9 protein-coding genes and 1 pseudogene are annotated in these 17,822 nt (G+C 72.9%); 3 read left to right on the top strand and 7 right to left on the bottom strand.

The genetic code is table 11. From position 1 onward, the window contains the following. Positions 1 to 4: 4 nt before the first annotated feature. A complete protein-coding gene (gene eccB, locus N8I87_RS29600; RefSeq protein WP_263213306.1) occupies positions 5 to 1,537 on the bottom strand; it encodes a type VII secretion protein EccB in 1,533 nt (510 codons plus the stop codon). 332 nt (positions 1,538 to 1,869) lie between these two features. Between eccB and eccE the strand changes: the two genes are divergently transcribed. The 3 genes and pseudogenes from eccE to N8I87_RS29585 all read left to right on the top strand — a co-directional run bounded on the left by eccE (position 1,870) and on the right by N8I87_RS29585 (position 7,580). Beyond that, positions 1,870 to 3,072: a type VII secretion protein EccE gene (gene eccE, locus N8I87_RS29595; RefSeq protein WP_263213304.1), complete on the top strand. Its 1,203-nt coding sequence runs from the start codon at positions 1,870 to 1,872 to the stop codon at positions 3,070 to 3,072. 74 nt (positions 3,073 to 3,146) lie between these two features. After that, on the top strand, positions 3,147 to 3,857 hold the full coding sequence (locus tag N8I87_RS29590) for a hypothetical protein (RefSeq protein ID WP_263216730.1): 711 nt from the start codon (positions 3,147 to 3,149) through the stop codon (positions 3,855 to 3,857). A gap of 316 nt (positions 3,858 to 4,173) precedes the next feature. Continuing rightward, positions 4,174 to 7,580: pseudogene (locus N8I87_RS29585) on the top strand (SCO5717 family growth-regulating ATPase). Between the two features lie 78 nt (positions 7,581 to 7,658). Here N8I87_RS29585 and N8I87_RS29580 read toward each other — a convergent pair. The 6 genes from N8I87_RS29580 to infB all read right to left on the bottom strand — a co-directional run bounded on the left by N8I87_RS29580 (position 7,659) and on the right by infB (position 17,745). Next, positions 7,659 to 8,606, bottom strand: coding sequence for a bifunctional riboflavin kinase/FAD synthetase (locus N8I87_RS29580; RefSeq protein WP_263213302.1), 948 nt, complete (start codon positions 8,604 to 8,606; stop codon positions 7,659 to 7,661). 127 nt (positions 8,607 to 8,733) lie between these two features. Beyond that, positions 8,734 to 12,426 carry a trypsin-like peptidase domain-containing protein gene (locus tag N8I87_RS29575; protein WP_411577302.1) on the bottom strand — a complete coding sequence of 1,231 codons (3,693 nt, stop codon included), beginning with the start codon at positions 12,424 to 12,426 and terminating at the stop codon, positions 8,734 to 8,736. A 277-nt stretch (positions 12,427 to 12,703) separates the two neighbouring features. Beyond that, positions 12,704 to 13,609, bottom strand: coding sequence for a tRNA pseudouridine(55) synthase TruB (truB, locus tag N8I87_RS29570; RefSeq protein WP_263213299.1), 906 nt, complete (start codon positions 13,607 to 13,609; stop codon positions 12,704 to 12,706). Further along, positions 13,606 to 14,067 carry a 30S ribosome-binding factor RbfA gene (gene rbfA, locus N8I87_RS29565; RefSeq protein ID WP_263213297.1) on the bottom strand — a complete coding sequence of 154 codons (462 nt, stop codon included), beginning with the start codon at positions 14,065 to 14,067 and terminating at the stop codon, positions 13,606 to 13,608. The genes truB and rbfA overlap by 4 nt, the downstream gene beginning before the upstream one ends. A 69-nt stretch (positions 14,068 to 14,136) precedes the next feature. After that, positions 14,137 to 14,430: a DUF503 domain-containing protein gene (locus tag N8I87_RS29560; RefSeq protein ID WP_263213295.1), complete on the bottom strand. Its 294-nt coding sequence runs from the start codon at positions 14,428 to 14,430 to the stop codon at positions 14,137 to 14,139. A 231-nt stretch (positions 14,431 to 14,661) separates the two neighbouring features. Beyond that, positions 14,662 to 17,745, bottom strand: a complete 3,084-nt coding sequence (gene infB / locus N8I87_RS29555) for a translation initiation factor IF-2 (protein WP_263213293.1) — start codon at positions 17,743 to 17,745, stop codon at positions 14,662 to 14,664. Positions 17,746 to 17,822: the final 77 nt, after the last annotated feature.

Below are 17,822 nucleotides of genomic sequence, written 5' to 3'. Positions count from 1 at the left end.
CCCCCTACGAACCCTGCGGCTGGCTCGCAGCCGTCGTCGACAGACGCGGTCCCGTCGGCAGGAACACGGACCAGGCCGCCGGGATCGGGGCGGGATCCACGTCGGCGTACCCGAGACGGATCTGGGCCAACTGGGCCTCCTGCCGCAGTTCTTTGCGCTGCTTCTCCGTCATGCCGAACTCGGTGCCGTCCGAGTCGCTGTCGGCATTGGACTGCATGGCGTAGCGCAGGCCGGTGTCGGTGACGAGGAAGACCCCACCGACCTTGGTGTCCGTGCCCTGGAACTGACGGTAGAGCTGCCCCGAGCCGGGGGTCACGTAGGCACTCGACGACCCGGTGGGGAGCGTGGCGGGGAAGTCCGATCCCGCCCAGGTGCTCAGGGTGGTCTTCGTACCGTCGCTCTTGTCGACCTCGCGCAGGACGTTGCAGATGGTGTTGCGGCCGCCGGCCGTGAGGCCCGCGTCGTTGACGACCTTCGGGGTGAGGTTCGGCCAATTACGGTCCGACGCGAACGGGGTCTTGCCGGGCACGAACGCGCCCGCGCTGACGTCGAGGGCCTTGCCGGCCTGGCCGAGAACGGACAGGTCCTTGCTGTTGCGGAGCAGCGTTGCCGTGAAGTCCGAGACCGGGAGAACCTTGTCCTGGTCGACGATGTAGTACTGCTGATGGTCACCGTTGGGGGCGCGCAGCACCATGCCGACACGGTTCGCCTCGCCGGGCAGAGTACCCGGGATCCCAGCGGTGGCGCCCACGCGCCCCTTGATCCTCGGGAACTCGACGGGGTCCCCCCGGTGAAGGGTCTCGATCCACTCCTGCGACACGCGCTCGGGCTGCCGGCCCGCGCCGACCAGGGTGCGCAGCAGCAGTTCGTCGTTCTTGTCGACCTCGTACGCGGTGCCGTGGGCGTCCACGATGTAGCGCTTGCCGTTCTGAGCGGCAACGTACAGCAGCTCGCCGCCGTGGAGCTTTTCGCGTGACCCCTCGGTCCTGTGCAGGTCGCGGGCGGCGAGGACGAACGCCGCCTTCTGGATCGCCCGGCCGCCCGCGCTCGGGCGCTCGCAGACGGCCCAGCGCTTCTTGGCACCCGCCTCATCGCCGGAAGGCAGGCGATCGGGTGCGTAGGGGATGCCGATGGTGACACCGTGCGGGATCTTGCCGTTGTCCAGGATCGACTCGTCGACGGTGACCACGTCCCCCTTCCCGTCCTTCAGGAGGAGTTTCGCCGATGCCATGTTGAGGACCGGATGCAGTTGCCTCTTGCCGTCCGTCGTGAGGATGACGTAGCGGGTGGTGGACTTACTGGCGACGATCACCTTTTCACCCGGGGTGTCCCAGCCCTGCGGTGCGGTCGGCCGGAACATGCCCCAGGCGCCGAACACGGCCATGACGACCACCCCGACGATCGTCCCCGGCAGCACCGCCCGCAGCGGCCTGGGGGCTCCTTCCTCCGAGCCGTCGGAGGAAGGCTGGACGAACGCCGCGAGCATGCGCCGCTTCGCAAAGGTGTAGGCGTTGAGTTGATCCCGCCGAGATGCCATCTGCCCCTGATTCTCCCCGTGTCCCGTCCGAGTACGGGCCGGAGACCGACGCCTCCGCCCCTTTGTTGTCGGACCGACCCCCTACTATGCCTGGTGTCTGATCGATTCCGTGGAGCGGGTAGGGTGCCTGGGCTGTCAAGAGCCTTGCCAGGTGGCGGGATTCCAGCGAATTGCAAGGAAAACGGGGGGACGAATTGAGGGCTTCGGCAACGCGAGTCCGCTCTCGCCGGCAGGGGCCCACACGGAGCCCCTCGGCGCGGGGTCCGGAACCGGCCGGGCAAGGGCCGACGCCGCCCCCGCGCCGGTCGCAGCCGGACGCGTCGCAGCCAAGTATGCGTCCGGCACAGTCCAGTTCATTCCGCCTGCAACGCCTCGTGCTGCCCGAGCTCGCGGCAGCCGCAGTCCTCGTCGGCTGGGCGATCACCCCGGTGGCCCTGGCGCCCGCGGTCGCCGTCGCCCTGCTGCTGACGGGGCTCGCCTTCTTCCGCCGTCACGGCCGTTCGCTGCCCGACTGGCTCATGACGGCACGCGAATTGAAGGTACGTCAGAAGCGTGCGGCGAATACCCCGATACCACCGGGCACGGAACCGGCCCTGGTACCGGCCCTCGAATGCGACCCCGCCCTGCGCACCTACACGTACGGTGCCCGCGACCGGCGGTCCGTCGGCATAGTCGGGGACGGCACCTTCGTCACCGCCGTGCTCCAGGTGGAGGCCGACGCGACCGCGTTGCGGGCCGAGCGGAGTCGGCGGCCGTTGCCGCTCGGGCTGGTGCGGGACGCGCTCGAAGTGGACGGGATCCGGCTGGAGTCGGCGCAGATCGTGCTGCACACGCAGCCCGCGCCGGCGCTGCACCTGCCGCAGCAGTCCGTGGCCGTGGCCAACTATCTGCCGCTGCAGGAGCAGACCGGCGCTCCGGCGGTGCGTATCACCTGGATCGCGCTGAAACTCGATCCCGAGTTGTGCGCGGAGGCCGTCGCCGCGCGCGGGGGCGGGCTGCTCGGGGCGCAGAAGTGTGTCGTGCGGACGGCCGATCACCTCGCGAGCCGGCTGACGGGGGCCGGATTTCGGGCGACCGTGCTCGACGAGGAGGAGCTGATCGCCGCCCTCGCCACTTCGGCCTGTGCCAACCCCCTGGTGACGGCCGACGCCGGGCGGACCGAGGCCCGGGAGCGGCGGACGGAGGAGTCCGGCCGGAACTGGCGCTGCGACAACCGCAGACACACGACGTACTGGATCCGGCGATGGCCCCAACTGGGCGGCGGCAGCGAGGCGTCGCTGCCCCAGCTCGTCGCCCGGGTCACGGCCGTACCCGCGCTGGCCACCACCTTCAGTCTCACCCTCGCGCGCGGGGAGCGTCAGGAGGTGTCGCTGTGCGGGCACCTGCGGGTGACCGGACGCAGTGATGACGAACTGGTCGCGGCCCGGCGCGCGTTGGAGGGTGCGGCACGACAGGCCGGTGCCGGACTCGCCCGGCTCGACCGGGAGCAACTGCCCGGAGTACTGGCCACGTTGCCCCTGGGAGGTGCGCGGTGACGACTCCGGTGACACAGCGGACGGGTGGTCCGGAGGCCGTTCCGGAGGGTGGTTCGGTCTCCGCGGGGCGACGGATGGGTGAGCGGCTGCGCAACGGCTTCGGTCTGATCGGCCCCCGGCACGGGCGGCACGCGCTGTCCGCGCAGCTGCTGGACGCGCTCGCGCTGCCGATAGGTGACGACGGGGTCGTCGCCGGGGTGGACACGGAGGGGCAGCCCGCCGTGCTGGGGCTCAACCGGCCCACGCCGTACGACGTCGTGCTGATCGGCGGGCTGTGGACGGCTCAGGTCCTCGCGCTGCGTGCCGCCGCGACGGGGGCGCGGGTCGCCGTGGAAACGGGACGGCCGCAGGCATGGACGCAGATGGTGCACGCCATGGGCGGCGGCCAGAACGGTCTCGCCGTGTACGACGTGGGGCGCGTCCCGCCCCAGGGTGCGTCCGCCGGTACCCCCGTCCTGGTGGTACGGGATTGCGGCATGCGGCCTCCGCGCGGGCGGGTCGCGTCCGGTCCCTGGCAGTCGGTGGTGACGCTGCTGCCGTACCTCAGTCCGGTCGCGCCCCGGCTGCTGAAGCAGGCGCGGCTCGCCGGCATCCAGCGGGTCTCCCCGGACGAGGCCGCGGAACTGGGGCGCACCATGGGGCTGACCCGGAGCGAGGTGGAATCCCTGCCCGCGCTCCCCGACGGCGTGACGCTGTGGTGCACCGACCGGGACCGGCAGTACGTGATGACGCAACCCACCGAGGCCGAGACCGGACTGTTGGGTATGCCACGGCGGATGGACTGACCGGATGGCCTGAACTGGCCACTCTTGCCCGTTATGTTCACCAATTGTTCGCCAATAGGAAAGCTGCGTACGGCTCTTCTGGGCAAGGTGTGCGGTGATGGGCGGGTGCTGACAGGTGGACGGGCCTGCCGGGGTGGGGCATGCGGTGATTAGGCTGGTACCGGGCGCGATGCCAGAACCCGTGGACCGGGCGTCGGCGGCCCAGGGGGAGAGCCGGTGGATCGGACTGCCTCCAACGACTTCGGACGACTGAGAACGACACGAACATGGTCGCCCCGGCACGGCATGAGGGTGCTCGACCACACCAGGAGGAACTGTGAGCAGCGATCGGGACGGGATCCGCGGGGGCTGGGCCACACCCGGCGATGACCAGCCCGACGCCGAGTCCGCCATCGAGACGACGGGCGAGTTCACCATCGACTACGCACCGCCCGCCTGGTACACGCAGAACGCGTCGTCCGGGTCGTCCGGCGCGTCGGGGGCCTCGGGGGATTCGGGGAGTTCGGACGCGGGTGCGGGTGCCGGCGGGGCCTCCGGGGCGCAGTCCCGGCCCACGGGGGCGGCCGGGCCGGGGGGTTCGCCGTTCCCGGCGGGCGCTCCGCTTCCGGGGCTGACTCCTCCCCCGCACGCGAATCAGGCGGCCGAGGCTCCGGCACCCGGTGCGCCGTTCGCTCCGCCTTCGCCCGCCCCGGCGGCCCCTGCGCCGGGGGCGCCTTTCGCGCCGCCCGCTCCTCCGGCTCCGGGTCCCGGCGCTCCGTTCACGCCGCCCGCACCGGCCGCGCCGCAGGGTGGAAGTCCCGTCGCCGTGCCCAGGCTGCCGGTGGGAAGCGGGTTCGAGCCTCAGCAGCCAAAGCAGCAGGCGGAGGCGTCGGCGCAGGGGCCCGCGGAGCCCGCGTCGCCGACGGCCGTTCCGAACGTTCCGGCGGGCGGGTATCAGGCCCAGTGGGCTCCTTCCACGCCCGCGGCGCCTCCGGCTCAGCCCGCCGCTCCGGTTTCGGCTGCCGCTCCAGCTTCGCCTGCAGCTCCTGTCGCGGACGAGCAGGAGTCCGGGAGCGGTGACCTGGAGAGCGGCGCGACCATGCGGTTCTCCGCCGTTGTGCTGAAGCGCGAGATCGCCGAGGTCGCGCAGCGGCATGCTGCGGCCGAGGCCGCCGTCGAGCCCGAGACGCCTGAGGAGCCAGAGACGCCCGAGACGCCCGAGAAGCGTGCGGGTGACGACGACTTCGCGGACGTCGGCGTGGTCGCGAACGAGGCCGACGAGGAGGGCACCGGGTCCCTGTCCGCCGAGGCCGAGGCCGAGGAGAGCGCGCGGCAGGCTGCCGCCGCGGAGGACGTGGAGGCGGGCGAGGACGTCGAGTCCGCGCAGGCCACGGCCGACTCCGTGGAGATCGGGGCCGATGCCGAGCCCGAGACCGGGTCCGCCGAAGCGGAGCTCACGGAAGACACCCTTCAGGGTGACGCCGTGTCGGATGACGCCGTGTCGGATGACGATCATGACGTGGCTCTCGTCGTGACCGAGGACGCGATGACCGCTGAGGCCGAAGTCGCCGACGAGGCGCCCGCGGAGCCCGAGCCCGACGAAGACGCGTCGCCTCAGGACTCCGTCCCTGCCGACGTCGAGCCCATGGACGCCGTACCGCAGGACAGCGCGCCCGAGGACGAGGTCCCCCAGGACGCCGTACCGGCCGCGCCGCCCGCGCCGCAGGACGCGCCGCCCGCCTGGGCTCCCCCGCCGACCCCGCAGAGCGGGCTGCCGCCGCTGCCGCCGTCGTACCAGCCCGCCGCACCCGCTCCGGCGGCCCAGTGGCCCGTACAGCCCGCGCCGCAGCAGCCGGACCCGGTGCCCGGTCCGCCGCAGCCCGCGGCCGCGCAGGGGCCGTCCGTGCCGCCGGCCCCGCAGCAGCCGTTCCAGCCCCAGGCACCGCAGCCCGCACCGGCCGCCTGGAACCAGCCCGCGCCCCCGCAGCCCGCTCAGCCCTACGCCCCCGGTGTCCCGGCGGCACAGCAGCCTCCGGCGCCCCAGGCTCCCGTCGCACCCAACCCCCAGGCCGGCTACGGCTTCCCGAACCCCGGCACCCCGGCCCCGGCAGCTCCTCAGCCTCCGGCACCGCAGCAGCCCAACGCCGTTGCCCAGCCCCAGGCACAGCAGCCGGCCGCCACCCCCGCCCCGGCTCCGGCCCCCAACGCGCCCGCCTACTACGGCTTCCCGCAGCCGGGCGCCCCCACCCCGCCGGCACCGGGCGGTTACGGCTTCCCGCAGCCTCCCGCCCCGCAGGGTCAGCCCGGGCAGCCCGATGCCCCGCAGGCCTTCCCCGGGCAGCCACAGCAGGCGCAGCAGGCCCAGCAGCCCGGTCAGGCGCCACAGACTCCGCAGGCCCCGTACGACCCACACGGCCCCCAGACCCCCAGGCACCCCAAGCCCCCCAGGCGCCGCAGCAGCCGGTCGACCCCCGGGCCGGAGCCGCCTGGCCGCAACCCATCCGGCACGATCAGCGGCAGCCGACCAACCCCGGTGCCGCGCCGCTCGGTTACACCGCGGCCGTGGAGCTGTCGTCGGACCGGCTGCTCAACAACAAGAGGCAGAAAGCGAAGAGCGGACGACCCGCGGCGGTGCCGAGCCGGTTCAAGATCGGCGGCAAGAAGGAGGAGGCCGAGCGGCAGCGCAAGCTCGACCTGATCCGGACGCCCGTGCTGTCCTGCTACCGGATAGCGGTGATCAGCCTCAAGGGCGGTGTCGGCAAGACCACCACGACCACCGCCCTCGGCTCGACGCTCGCCACCGAGCGCCAGGACAAGATCCTCGCCATCGACGCCAACCCGGACGCCGGCACGCTCGGCCGCCGGGTGCGCCGCGAGACCGGGGCCACCATCCGTGATCTCGTCCAGGCGATCCCGTACCTCAACTCGTACATGGACATCCGGCGGTTCACCTCGCAGGCCCCCTCCGGCCTGGAGATCATCGCCAACGACGTCGACCCGGCCGTGTCCACGACCTTCAACGACGAGGACTACCGACGCGCCATCGACGTGCTCGGCAGGCAGTACCCGATCGTCCTCACCGACTCGGGCACCGGACTGCTCTACAGCGCCATGCGCGGCGTCCTGGACCTCGCGGACCAGCTGATCATCATCTCGACGCCGTCCGTGGACGGTGCGAGCAGCGCCAGTACGACGCTGGACTGGCTGTCCGCGCACGGGTACGCCGACCTCGTGTCCCGTTCGATCACGGTCATCTCCGGTGTGCGTGAGACCGGCAAGATGATCAAGGTGGACGACATCGTCAGCCACTTCGAGACGCGCTGCCGCGGTGTCGTGGTCGTGCCCTTCGACGAGCATCTCGCGGCCGGTGCCGAGGTCGACCTCGACATGATGCGGCCGAAGGTGCGGGAGGCGTACTTCAACCTCGCGGCGATGGTCGCCGAGGACTTCGTACGGCACCAGCAGGCGCACGGGCTGTGGACCAACGACGGCAACCCGCCGCCGGTGGCCGCCCCGCCGATGCCGGGCCAGCCCCTTCCTGGCCAGCCGGGTCAGCACGGGCAGCCGTACCCGGGCCAGCCGTACCCGCAGCAGGGCCAGCCCGGTCAGCCGTACCCGCCCCAGCAGCCGCAGCCGCCGGCCCAGCCCTACCCCCAGGCTCCGGCGCCCGGCCAGCCGTACCCGCCGCAGCAGGGGCAGCCGGGTCAGCCGTATCCGGGTCAGCCGTACCCGCCGCAGCAGTAAGGCGGCAGAGCGAAGGGCGGCCGGTGCCTCGAAGGCACCGGCCGCCCTTGTGTGACGCCGTCTGTCGTCGCGCGACTGCTACTCGTCCGCCGCGATCAGCTCGCGGCAGCGCTTCACGTCCTCGGCCATCTGCTCCAGCAGGGCCTCGAGGGAGTCGAACTTCGCCTGACCGCGCACATAGGTCAGGAAGTCGACGCCGACGTGCAGGCCGTACAGGTCGAGCCCCACACGGTCGATGGCGTACGCCTCCACCGTGCGCTCGGTGCCGTCGAACTGCGGGTTCGTACCGACAGAGATCGCGGCCGGCATGATCTCGTCCTGGGCGTGGAGGTAGCCCGCGTAGACGCCGTCGGCGGGGATCGCGGTGTGCGGCAGCGTCTCGACATTGGCCGTCGGGAAGCCCAGCTCGCGGCCGCGCTGGGCGCCGCGGACGACCACGCCCTCGACGCGGTGCGGGCGGCCCAGGATCTCGCGGGCGCCCTCGACGTCGCCCTCGGCGACCAGGCGCCGGGTCAGGGTCGAGGAGAAGGGCTCGCCGCCGCCCGCGGCGCCGGTGACGTACAGATCGACGACCTCGACCTCGAAGTCGTAGACCTTGCCCTGCTCGACGAGGAACTCGACGTTGCCCGCGGCCCGGTGGCCGAAGCGGAAGTTCGGGCCCTCGACGACCGCCTTGGCGTGCAGCTTGTCGACCAGGACCTTGACGACGAACTCGGCGGGCGACAGCTTCGAGAACTCGGTGGTGAAGGGGAGGATCAGCATCGCGTCCACGCCGAGGTCCGCCATCAGCTCCGCGCGGCGGTGGTGCGGGGCGAGCAGCGGCGGGTGGCTGCCGGGGCGGACGACCTCGCTGGGGTGCGGGTCGAAGGTGACGACGACGGAGGGAACGCCCAGCTCACGGGCGCGGTCCACGGCATGCTTGATGATCAGCTGGTGACCGCGGTGGACTCCGTCGTAGGAACCGATGGTGACGACGCTGCGCCCCCAGTCCTGGGGGATGTCCTCCAAGCCACGCCAGCGCTGCACTGTGACCGCTCCTCGAACCCGTGTCCGTATCTACCGACCTGTTACGCAGGTCTAAGGGTGCCATGCCGTGCGCCCCGGGCCCGCATCGGCATGGGGGCTGTGACGGGGCGCACGTGCGGAACCGGGGTCAGGCCGGGACCGGGACGCCCGCCAGGTTCCCGATCATGCGCCGGGTGCTGGGCCCCACGACCGCGGCCCACTCGTCCGGAGTGTCGGTGAGCCAGCGGGCCATCAGCGCGGCGAAGCCGGGGACGTGGCGGCCCAGGTCGACCAGGCCGCGGTCGAAACGGGTCGCTCCGTCCGGGGTGCGGACGAGGAGGAGGCCGGTGCGGTGGACCAGGTCGCGGACGTCCTCGCCGCGGTACGCGACGGAGTGCAGCAGGGCGTCCAGGACGTCCGGCTCGCGCTCGTGGGTCAGCAGGAACTCCAGGAGCTCGCGGCGCAGCGGGCGGGAGGCCGGGGTGCCGGGCGCGGCGAGCACGGCCGCGACGGCCGCCCGCACCCGCTCCGGTCCCGCGTCGAGCAGGCCGGTGACCAGAGGCAGGAGCACGGCGCGGGCGGCCGGGCCGTGGTCCAGGCCGCGGTCGACGTACGCCGCCACGTGCCCCGCGATGTCCGGCCGCAGCTCGACGGCCTCGCGGACGAGCGCGGCGATCCGGCGGGCCAGTGCGGGAGTGGTGACGTCGGCGAGGGCGCGCAGCGCCTCGCCCGCGTCCGGGCCGACGCGCACCCGGTCGCGGAAGGCGTCGAGGACCGGGTCCGGGTGGGTGGTCAGGGCGGGGACCAGGGCGCTCGGCGGGATCCGGGGGTCGCCGGACGCGAAGTGCCGCAGGGCCTGGAGGAGGTGGCGGGCCCGGGTGCGCGGGTCCCGTACGAGGAGGGCGAGCGCGCCGCCGTGCAGGCCGCTGTCCGCGGGGCGGGCGAGCAGGGCGAGCGCGGCGTAGCGCAGCAGCTCGCGGTCGGCCTCGGTACGGACGTGGGGTGCGGCACGCAGTCCGTACGCCACCGCCGCCGCCCGCCGGGCCGGCCGCGCGTCGTGCGCCCACCGGTCGACCGCCCGGCACACGGCCGACGGCTCGTCCTCGGCCAGCACGGAGAGCAGTTCGTCGGACCGCCGGTGCGCGCTGTTCACGAGCAGCTCGGTGAGCTCGTCCAGGGCGCCGTGGCGGTGGGTGTGCAGCAGCGCCTGCGCGGCCGTGGCCACGGTGGCGTGCGGGGTCGCGGGCAGCGGGCGTTCGTCGTCGAACCAGCGGGTCAGGTGGGGTTGTACGGCGGTGGGGTCGGCGGCGAGCAGACGGGCCACGGCGTCGAGGTACCGGAGGTACCTGAAGTGCCGGAAGTACCGGGTACTGCCGGGACGGGTCCCGAGGACGTCGAGGGCGCTTCCGCCGCGGCCTTCGGGCCGGTCCCCGTCCGCTCCCCCGGGCTCCGGCGGAGCCTCGTCCGCCAGGACCAGCCGGCGCAGCAGCTCGAAGCGCTCGGCGTCCGGGACGGGCAGGGCGGTCCAGAAGGAGGGGCCGAACTCGGCCGGTACCGGGCGCTGTCGGCGGCGCCAGGTGACGATCCGGTCGGCCAGCACGCGCAGCACATCGGTGTACGGCGTCGCGTCGGGCACGCGCAGCAGCGTCCGGGCGAGCAGTCGGGCGGCCCACCAGGAGGCGGGGTCGGTGTCCAGGGCGTGGATCAGCTCTTCCATGCGGCGGGCCAGTCGGCGGGCGCCGTGCTGACGGGCGAGGAGGAGCAGGGCCTGGACGACGGGGCCGACGCGGTGGCGCGGGACGGGCAGGGGGTCGGCGGTCGGCGGGGTGCGGCGGCGGTGGACCAGGGCCTCGAGTGCCTCGTCCAGGTCCAGGTGCATGCCCTGGATCCAGTCGGCGACCTCCTCGTGGGCGAAGCGGTAGCCGGCGCCGGCGGGGACCAGGAGGCCCTCGGCGAGCACGGCGTTCGCCCAGCCGGAGCCGCCGCCGAGCCGGGCCGGGGCGGGTCCCCAGGGGAACACCGCCTCGAAGGACTCCCGGTCCAGTTCGCCGTGCCCGGGACCCAGACTGCGCCGGGCGGCCTCGTGGACCTGTCCCGAGACCCGGGCCGCGAGGCGGCGTACGGCCGTGCCCCGCAGACCGTTCTCAGCAGCGAGCCGGACCGCGATGCGCAGGCACATCAGGTCCAGGTGGGCGGACAGGACGTCATGACGGTCGAGGCCGGTGACGGCCGGGGCGTCCGGGAGCGCGGCGCGGACCTCGGAGAGGAGGCGGAGGGTGAGGGGATGGCGGGCGTCACGCTCGGCGAGGGCGCCGTCCGGGACGGCGTAGCGGGAGCGGGCTCGCTGGGCCTCGTCGGGGGTGAGGTCGGTCAGATGCACGCAGGGCGGCAGGCTGTGCGGGGCGTCGGCCGGGACGTACGGATGCAGCAGCTCGCGCGGGAACCACGCCCCGGCGCCCTCCCAGTACTCCTCCCGGCACGCGACCACCAGCCGCGCCCCGGTCTCGCGCAGCCACACCGCCGTCCCCTCCGTCCACTCGCGCAGCCGGTGGGCGAGGACGGGCGGCATCTCCTCGGGGCTGTCGAGGAGGAGCAGCAGGGGGCGGCCGGTCTGCCGGGCGAGGCGGGCGAGGCGCTCCGGGGTGATGTCGCCCAGGTCGGGCGGGAGCAGGGACCGGGAGGCGGCGACGATACGGGCCGCACGCACCAGCGTCCGGCGCACCGCGTCGGCCACCGAGTCGTCGCCGTCCTTGAGATCGGCGCCGCGCAGCCACAGCGTGGGTGCCGGTTCCGTGCCACGGTTGCGGCGGGCGGCGAGGGCCGCGAGCTCCGTCGTACGACCGCTGCCCGGGGCGCCGACGAGACCGAGCACGCTCGCTCCCTGCAGGCCGAGCGCGGTGGCTCCGCCGGTCGCGAAGGCGGTCAACTCCCTTGCTGCCTCGGCACGTTGGACCGGCTCCACCGGCCCCGGTCCCCCGGCGCCGACCCGGCCGACGTGACCGTCCAGCGCTCCCGGCGGGCCGTCCTGGCCGATCGAGGTGGCCGTGAGTTCCAGTACTCCCGCCAGGTTGAGGTCGGCGCCGTAGGCGGGCACAGTCGCCGCGTTGCGGGCGAGCAGCTCGGCGAGCGGGCCCAAGGCGGGGTGCGGCCGCACCGCGAAGCCGGCGTCGCGCTCGCCCGACTGGAGCGCCGTACCGAGCACACCGAGCACGGCGCCCGTCTCGGCGTCGAGCACGGGCCCGCCGGCCGCCCCGCCACCCAGTCGCAGCGCGTCCCGCCCGGCCGTGCCGATCGCCAACTCCAGTGCGTCGCCGATCAGATGGAATCGGTCCGTGGCCGTGTACGTCACCCGGGTCGCGCCGAGCACCCGGGCCTCGCGCCAGCGGTCCGCGGCGATCCGCACATATGTACCGCTCCCGATCCGCTCCCGCACGGTGATCGGGAGCGGGTCCCCGCCCAGGCCCTCGGTGCGTACGAGGGCCAGGTCGAGGGCGGGCAGCGGAGTGACGGCGTCGGCCGTGACGACGCAGGTCCGCTCACCGGCAGCGTGCAGCACGAGCCGGGACAGGCCGTCGACGGCCTCGTGACTGGTGACGACCGTGCCGTGATGGTCGGCCAGGAAGCCGGTGCCGCGCGGCCGGCCGGCCAGGTCATCGATCCGCACCAGGGAGGCATGCGGAGGACTCGGCCGATCCGGAAGAGCCGACTGATCCTGGCGACCCGCTTGATCCGAATGGCTCGGGTGGCGCGCGCCGTCCGTACGGCTCGTGCTGTCCGCCGCCTCCAGCGCACCGGCCGCCGATCGGCGGCCGCACCCGGTCCTGGGGCCCCTTACCGCCATGATCGAACCTCCGCGCCCGTACATCCGTGCCCTGTCTTCGAAGGTAGGCGCGGAATGATCAGCGGGACAGATCGCGCGGGGAAAGCGCCCCCTTCCGCTCCCCCGGTTCACTCCAAGCGCCTGCTCGGTCGGGTGAATAGGCGGGGGCGGGTGGATACACCCTAGGGGTGGGGGAACCGAGGGGGGACCGTGGAGCGGCGACAATGGATGTACCCCGTGGTCGCCGCTCCACGGACAGACACCCACGGGGTCCCCGGCCCGACCCGGCCGGGTCGGGTCAGCCGAAGACGGCCAGGCTCTTCGCCTTGCCCTTCTGCTCCTCGACGAGCGCGAGGAAGCGGCCCTCGGGGTCGAAGACAGCCACGGGGCCGGTGCCCGCGTACTCGTCGGGCATCTCCAGCCGTACGCCGTTGGTGAGCAGCCGGGCCCGCTTGGCGTCCACGTTCCAGCGCGGGAACGCAGCCGCGGCGGCGTCCGCGATCGGCATCACGGTCAGCTCCTGCTGGAGCTGGTCGAGGGTGCGTGCCGAGTCCAGCTTGTACGGCCCGACGCGGGTACGGCGCAGGGCGGTGAGGTGTCCGCCCACACCGAGGTCGGCGCCCAGGTCACGGGCGAGGGCCCGGATGTAGGTGCCGGAGGAGCAGACCACCGAGACCACCAGGTCGAGCACCGGGGTGCCGTCCTCGGCGACGGCGTCCCGGACGTCGTACACGGTGAAGGACGAGACGGTCACGGGCCGCGCGGGGATGTCGAAGTCCTCGCCCTCGCGCGCTCGCTTGTACGACCGCACACCGTCGATCTTGATGGCGCTGACCTTGGACGGCACCTGCATGATGTCGCCGGTCAGCTTGGCGATGCCGGCGTCCACGGCTTCGCGGGTGACCTCGGAGGCGTCGGTGGACGAGGTGATGTCGCCCTCGGCGTCGTCGGTGACCGTGTTCTGGCCGAGACGGACGGTGCCGAGGTACTCCTTCTCGGTGAGGGCGAGGTGCCCGAGGAGCTTCGTCGCCTTCTCGACGCCGAGGACGAGGACGCCCGTCGCCATGGGGTCGAGGGTGCCGGCGTGGCCGACGCGGCGGGTTCTGGCGATGCCCCGCATCTTGGCGACGACGTCGTGCGAAGTGAAGCCCGACGGCTTGTCGACGATGACGAGGCCGTCGGGCGGGGTGGGCTTGCGGGTCATTCGGCGGTGTCGTCCGTCTCGTCGGCCTCGTCCTCGGCACCCGGCTTCTTGTACGGGTCCGCCTCACCGGCGTAGGCGGCGCCGGCGGAGGCCTCGCGGACCTTCGCGTCGGAGGCGCGCGCCTTGTCCAGGAGGTCCTCGATGTTCCGGGCGGTGTCCGGGAGGGCGTCCGCGACGAAGGCCAGGGTCGGCGTGAACTTCACGCCGGCCGCGCGGCCGACCTCGGAGCGCAGGATGCCCTTGGCGCTCTCCAGGCCCGCGGCCGCGGCCTTCCGCTCCTCTTCGTCGCCGTAGACGGTGTAGAAGACGGTCGCCTCCCGCAGGTCCCCGGTGACCCGGGTGTCCGTGATGGTGACGTGCGAGCCGAGCCGCGGGTCCTTGATCCCGCGCTGCAGCTTCTGGGCCACCACCTCTCGGATGAGGTCCGCCAGCCTTTTCGCCCGCGCGTTGTCGGCCACTGGTCCGTCTCCCGTTCTTTCTTCTCTGCGTTCTGTGGAGTTCTATGAAGTTTCGCGGAGTTCCGCGGTCTAGTCGTCGTCGCCGTGGAAACGCCGTCGCACGGACAGCAGTTCCACCTCGGGGCGCGCGGCGACCAGCCGCTCGCACCGGTCCAGCACGTCGGTGAGGTGTGCCGCGTCTCCGGAGACCACGGCGAGGCCGATGATGGCTCGCCGGTGGAGGTCCATGTGGTCCACCTCGGCCGCGCTCACGGCGTATTTCCGCTGGAGTTCGGCGACGATCGGGCGGACGACGGAGCGCTTCTCCTTCAGCGACCGTACGTCGCCGAGGAGGAGGTCGAAGGACAGAGTCCCCACGTACATGTGTGTAGCCGGTTCACCCGCCGGTACGGGATCGATGGCCCTGCGTTGGTGTGGGCAGGGACATCAGAACCGTACAACGAACCTGCCGGTGGCTCGACGGGGTTTATCTTTGCCCACCCACCTACCCGTCTCGGTCGGCCTTCCAGGCCGACCGAGACGGGTAGGTGGGTGGGCAGGCTGCTGGCCGACAGGGAACGCTCCCCGTCGGCCAGCATCAACCGTCGGCCGAAATCACACCCGCGGCTTCTCGCGCATCTCGTACGTCGCGATGACGTCGTCGACCTTGATGTCGTTGAAGTTTCCGAGGTTGATACCGCCCTCGAAGCCTTCGCGGATCTCGGTGACGTCGTCCTTGAAGCGACGCAGACCGGAGATGGTGAGGTTCTCCGCGACGACCTTGCCGTCGCGGATGAGGCGCGCCTTGGTGTTGCGCTTGACCTCGCCCGAGCGGATGAGAACACCCGCGATGTTGCCGAGCTTGGACGACTTGAAGACCTCGCGGATCTCCGCCGTACCGAGCTCGACCTCCTCGAACTCCGGCTTCAGCATGCCCTTCAGGGCCGCCTCGATCTCCTCGATCGCCTGGTAGATGACCGAGTAGTACCGGACGTCCACACCCTCGCGCTCGGCCATCTGCGCCGCGCGGCCGGCCGCGCGGACGTTGAAGCCGATCACGATGGCGTCCGAGCCCATCGCCAGGTCGATGTCCGACTCCGTGACCGCACCGACACCGCGGTGCAGGACACGGATGTCGACCTCTTCGCCGACGTCCAGCTGGAGCAGGGAGGACTCGAGAGCCTCGACCGATCCGGACGCGTCGCCCTTGATGATCAGGTTCAGCTGCTGGACCTCGCCGGCCTTCAGCACCTTGTCCAGGTCCTCCAGGGACACGCGGCGCGTGCGCTTGGCGAACGCGGCGTTGCGCTCACGGGCGGCGCGCTTCTCGGCGATCTGACGGGCCGTACGGTCCTCGTCGACCACCAGGAAGTTGTCGCCCGCACCCGGGACGTTGGTCAGGCCCAGGACCTGCACCGGCGTCGACGGGCCCGCCTCGGCGACGTTGTTGCCGTTGTCGTCGAGCATGGCGCGGACTCGGCCGTAGGCGTCGCCCACGACCATCGTGTCGCCGACCCGCAGCGTTCCTCGCTGGACGAGGACCGTCGCCACGGCACCACGGCCGCGGTCGAGCCGGGACTCGATCGAGATGCCCTGCGCGTCCTGGGCCGGGTTGGCCCGCAGGTCGAGCGAGGCGTCGGCGGTGAGGACGACGGCCTCCAGGAGGCTGTCGATGTGCAGACCCTGCTTGGCGGAGATGTCGACGAACATCGTGTCGCCGCCGTACTCCTCGGCCACCAGGCCGTACTCGGTCAGCTGACCGCGCACCTTGGTCGGGTCGGCGCCCTCGACGTCGATCTTGTTGACCGCGACGACGATCGGGACGTCGGCCGCCTTGGCGTGGTTGAGCGCCTCGACCGTCTGCGGCATGACGCCGTCGTTGGCCGCGACGACCAGGATCGCGATGTCGGTCGACTTCGCACCACGGGCACGCATGGCGGTGAACGCCTCGTGACCCGGGGTGTCGATGAAGGTGATCTTGCGCTCTTCGTCGTTGACCTCGGTCGCGACCTGGTAGGCACCGATGTGCTGGGTGATGCCGCCGGCCTCGCCCGCGATGACGTTCGTCTTGCGGATGGCGTCGAGCAGTCGGGTCTTGCCGTGGTCGACGTGACCCATGACGGTGACGACCGGCGGACGGACCACCAGGTCCTCCTCGTCGCCCTCGTCCTCGCCGAACTCGATGTCGAAGGACTCGAGCAGCTCGCGGTCCTCCTCCTCGGGGCTGACGATCTGAACTCCGTAGTTCATCTCGCCCGCGAGGAGCTGCAGCGTCTCGTCGGAGACGGACTGCGTGGCCGTGACCATCTCGCCCAGGTTCATCATGACCGCGACGAGCGACGCCGGGTTGGCGTTGATCTTCTCCGCGAAGTCGGTGAGGGACGCACCGCGCGACAGGCGAATGGTCTCGCCGTTGCCGCGAGGCAGCATCACGCCGCCGACCGACGGGGCCTGCATGGCCTCGTACTCCTGGCGCCTCTGCCGCTTCGACTTGCGGCCACGACGCGCGGGACCACCGGGACGACCGAAGGCGCCCTGCGTGCCTCCACGGCCACCGGGGCCACCCGGACGACCACCGAAGCCGGGACGGCCGCCGCCGCCACCGCCGAAGCCGCCGCCACCGCCGGCACCGGGGCCACCGCCACCGGGACGGCCGGCGAAGCCGCCGCCACCCGGACGGGCACCGCCGCCGCCACCGGGACGACCGGCGAAGCCGCCGCCGCCCGGACGGCCACCGCCGCCACCGGGACGACCGGCACCGGCCGGGCCACGGCCGCCACCACCGGGGCCACCGCCGGGACGGGGACCGGCAGCGGGACGCTGCGGCATCATGCCGGGGTTCGGACGCGGACCACCGGGACCACCGCCGGGACGCGGACCGCCCTGCGGACGGGGCATGCCGGACGGGCTCGGACGGGAACCGCCCGAAGCCTGCGGACGCGGACCGCCGCCCTGGGCGCCGGGCGCCTGCGGACGGGGACCGCCACCGGGGCCGCCGGGACCGCCATGGCCGCCGGGACGGGGTCCGCCCTGCGGACGGGGCGCCTGCGGGCGTGCCATGCCGGTGGAGCCACCGGACGTGAAGGGGTTGTTACCCGGACGCGGACCGGCCGGACGGGCACCCGGACGCGCGGCCTGGGCACCGGGACGCGGACCGCCCTGACCCGGACGGCCCTGACCCTGGCCGGGACCGGCCGGACGGGCACCGGGCTTCGGGCCACCGGGGCCCGGACGGGCACCGGGACGCGGACCCTGCGCGGCGGCCGGGGCCGGAGCCGGGGCCGACGGCGGGGCCGTGAACTCGGGCGCGGCCGGAGCCGGACGCGGCGCGGGCTTGGGACCCGGGACCGGACGCGGGCCGGATGCGGCCGGCGCGGGGGTCACCGGGGCAGGAGCCACGGGGGCCGCGGGCTGCGGGGCCGCGGGAGGCTTGGGGGCGGCCGGCTTGGGAGCAGCCGGACGTGCCGCCTGCGCCGGAGAGGGCGCGGCGGGCCTGGGGGCAGCCTTGCGCGGGGCGGGCCTGCCGGCGGACTTGCCGTTGCCACCCTGGAAGGCGTCAGTCAGTTTGCGTACAACGGGCGCCTCGATCGTCGAGGACGCCGAACGGACGAATTCACCGAGTTCCTGGAGCTTGGCCATGACGACCTTGCTCTCAACCCCGAACTCCTTGGCGAGTTCGTATACCCGGACCTTAGCCACTTCGCTCCTTTTAGGTCCGGGTGCGTCCGGACCGTCGCTACTTCATGGGCGTACTCATCGCGTGCTCATCGAGTGCT

Source organism: Streptomyces sp. HUAS 15-9 (assembly GCF_025642155.1).
Classification (GTDB): domain Bacteria; phylum Actinomycetota; class Actinomycetes; order Streptomycetales; family Streptomycetaceae; genus Streptomyces.
The sequence above is the reverse complement of the archived record's forward strand: the minus strand, read 5'-3'. Positions and strand labels throughout refer to the sequence as shown.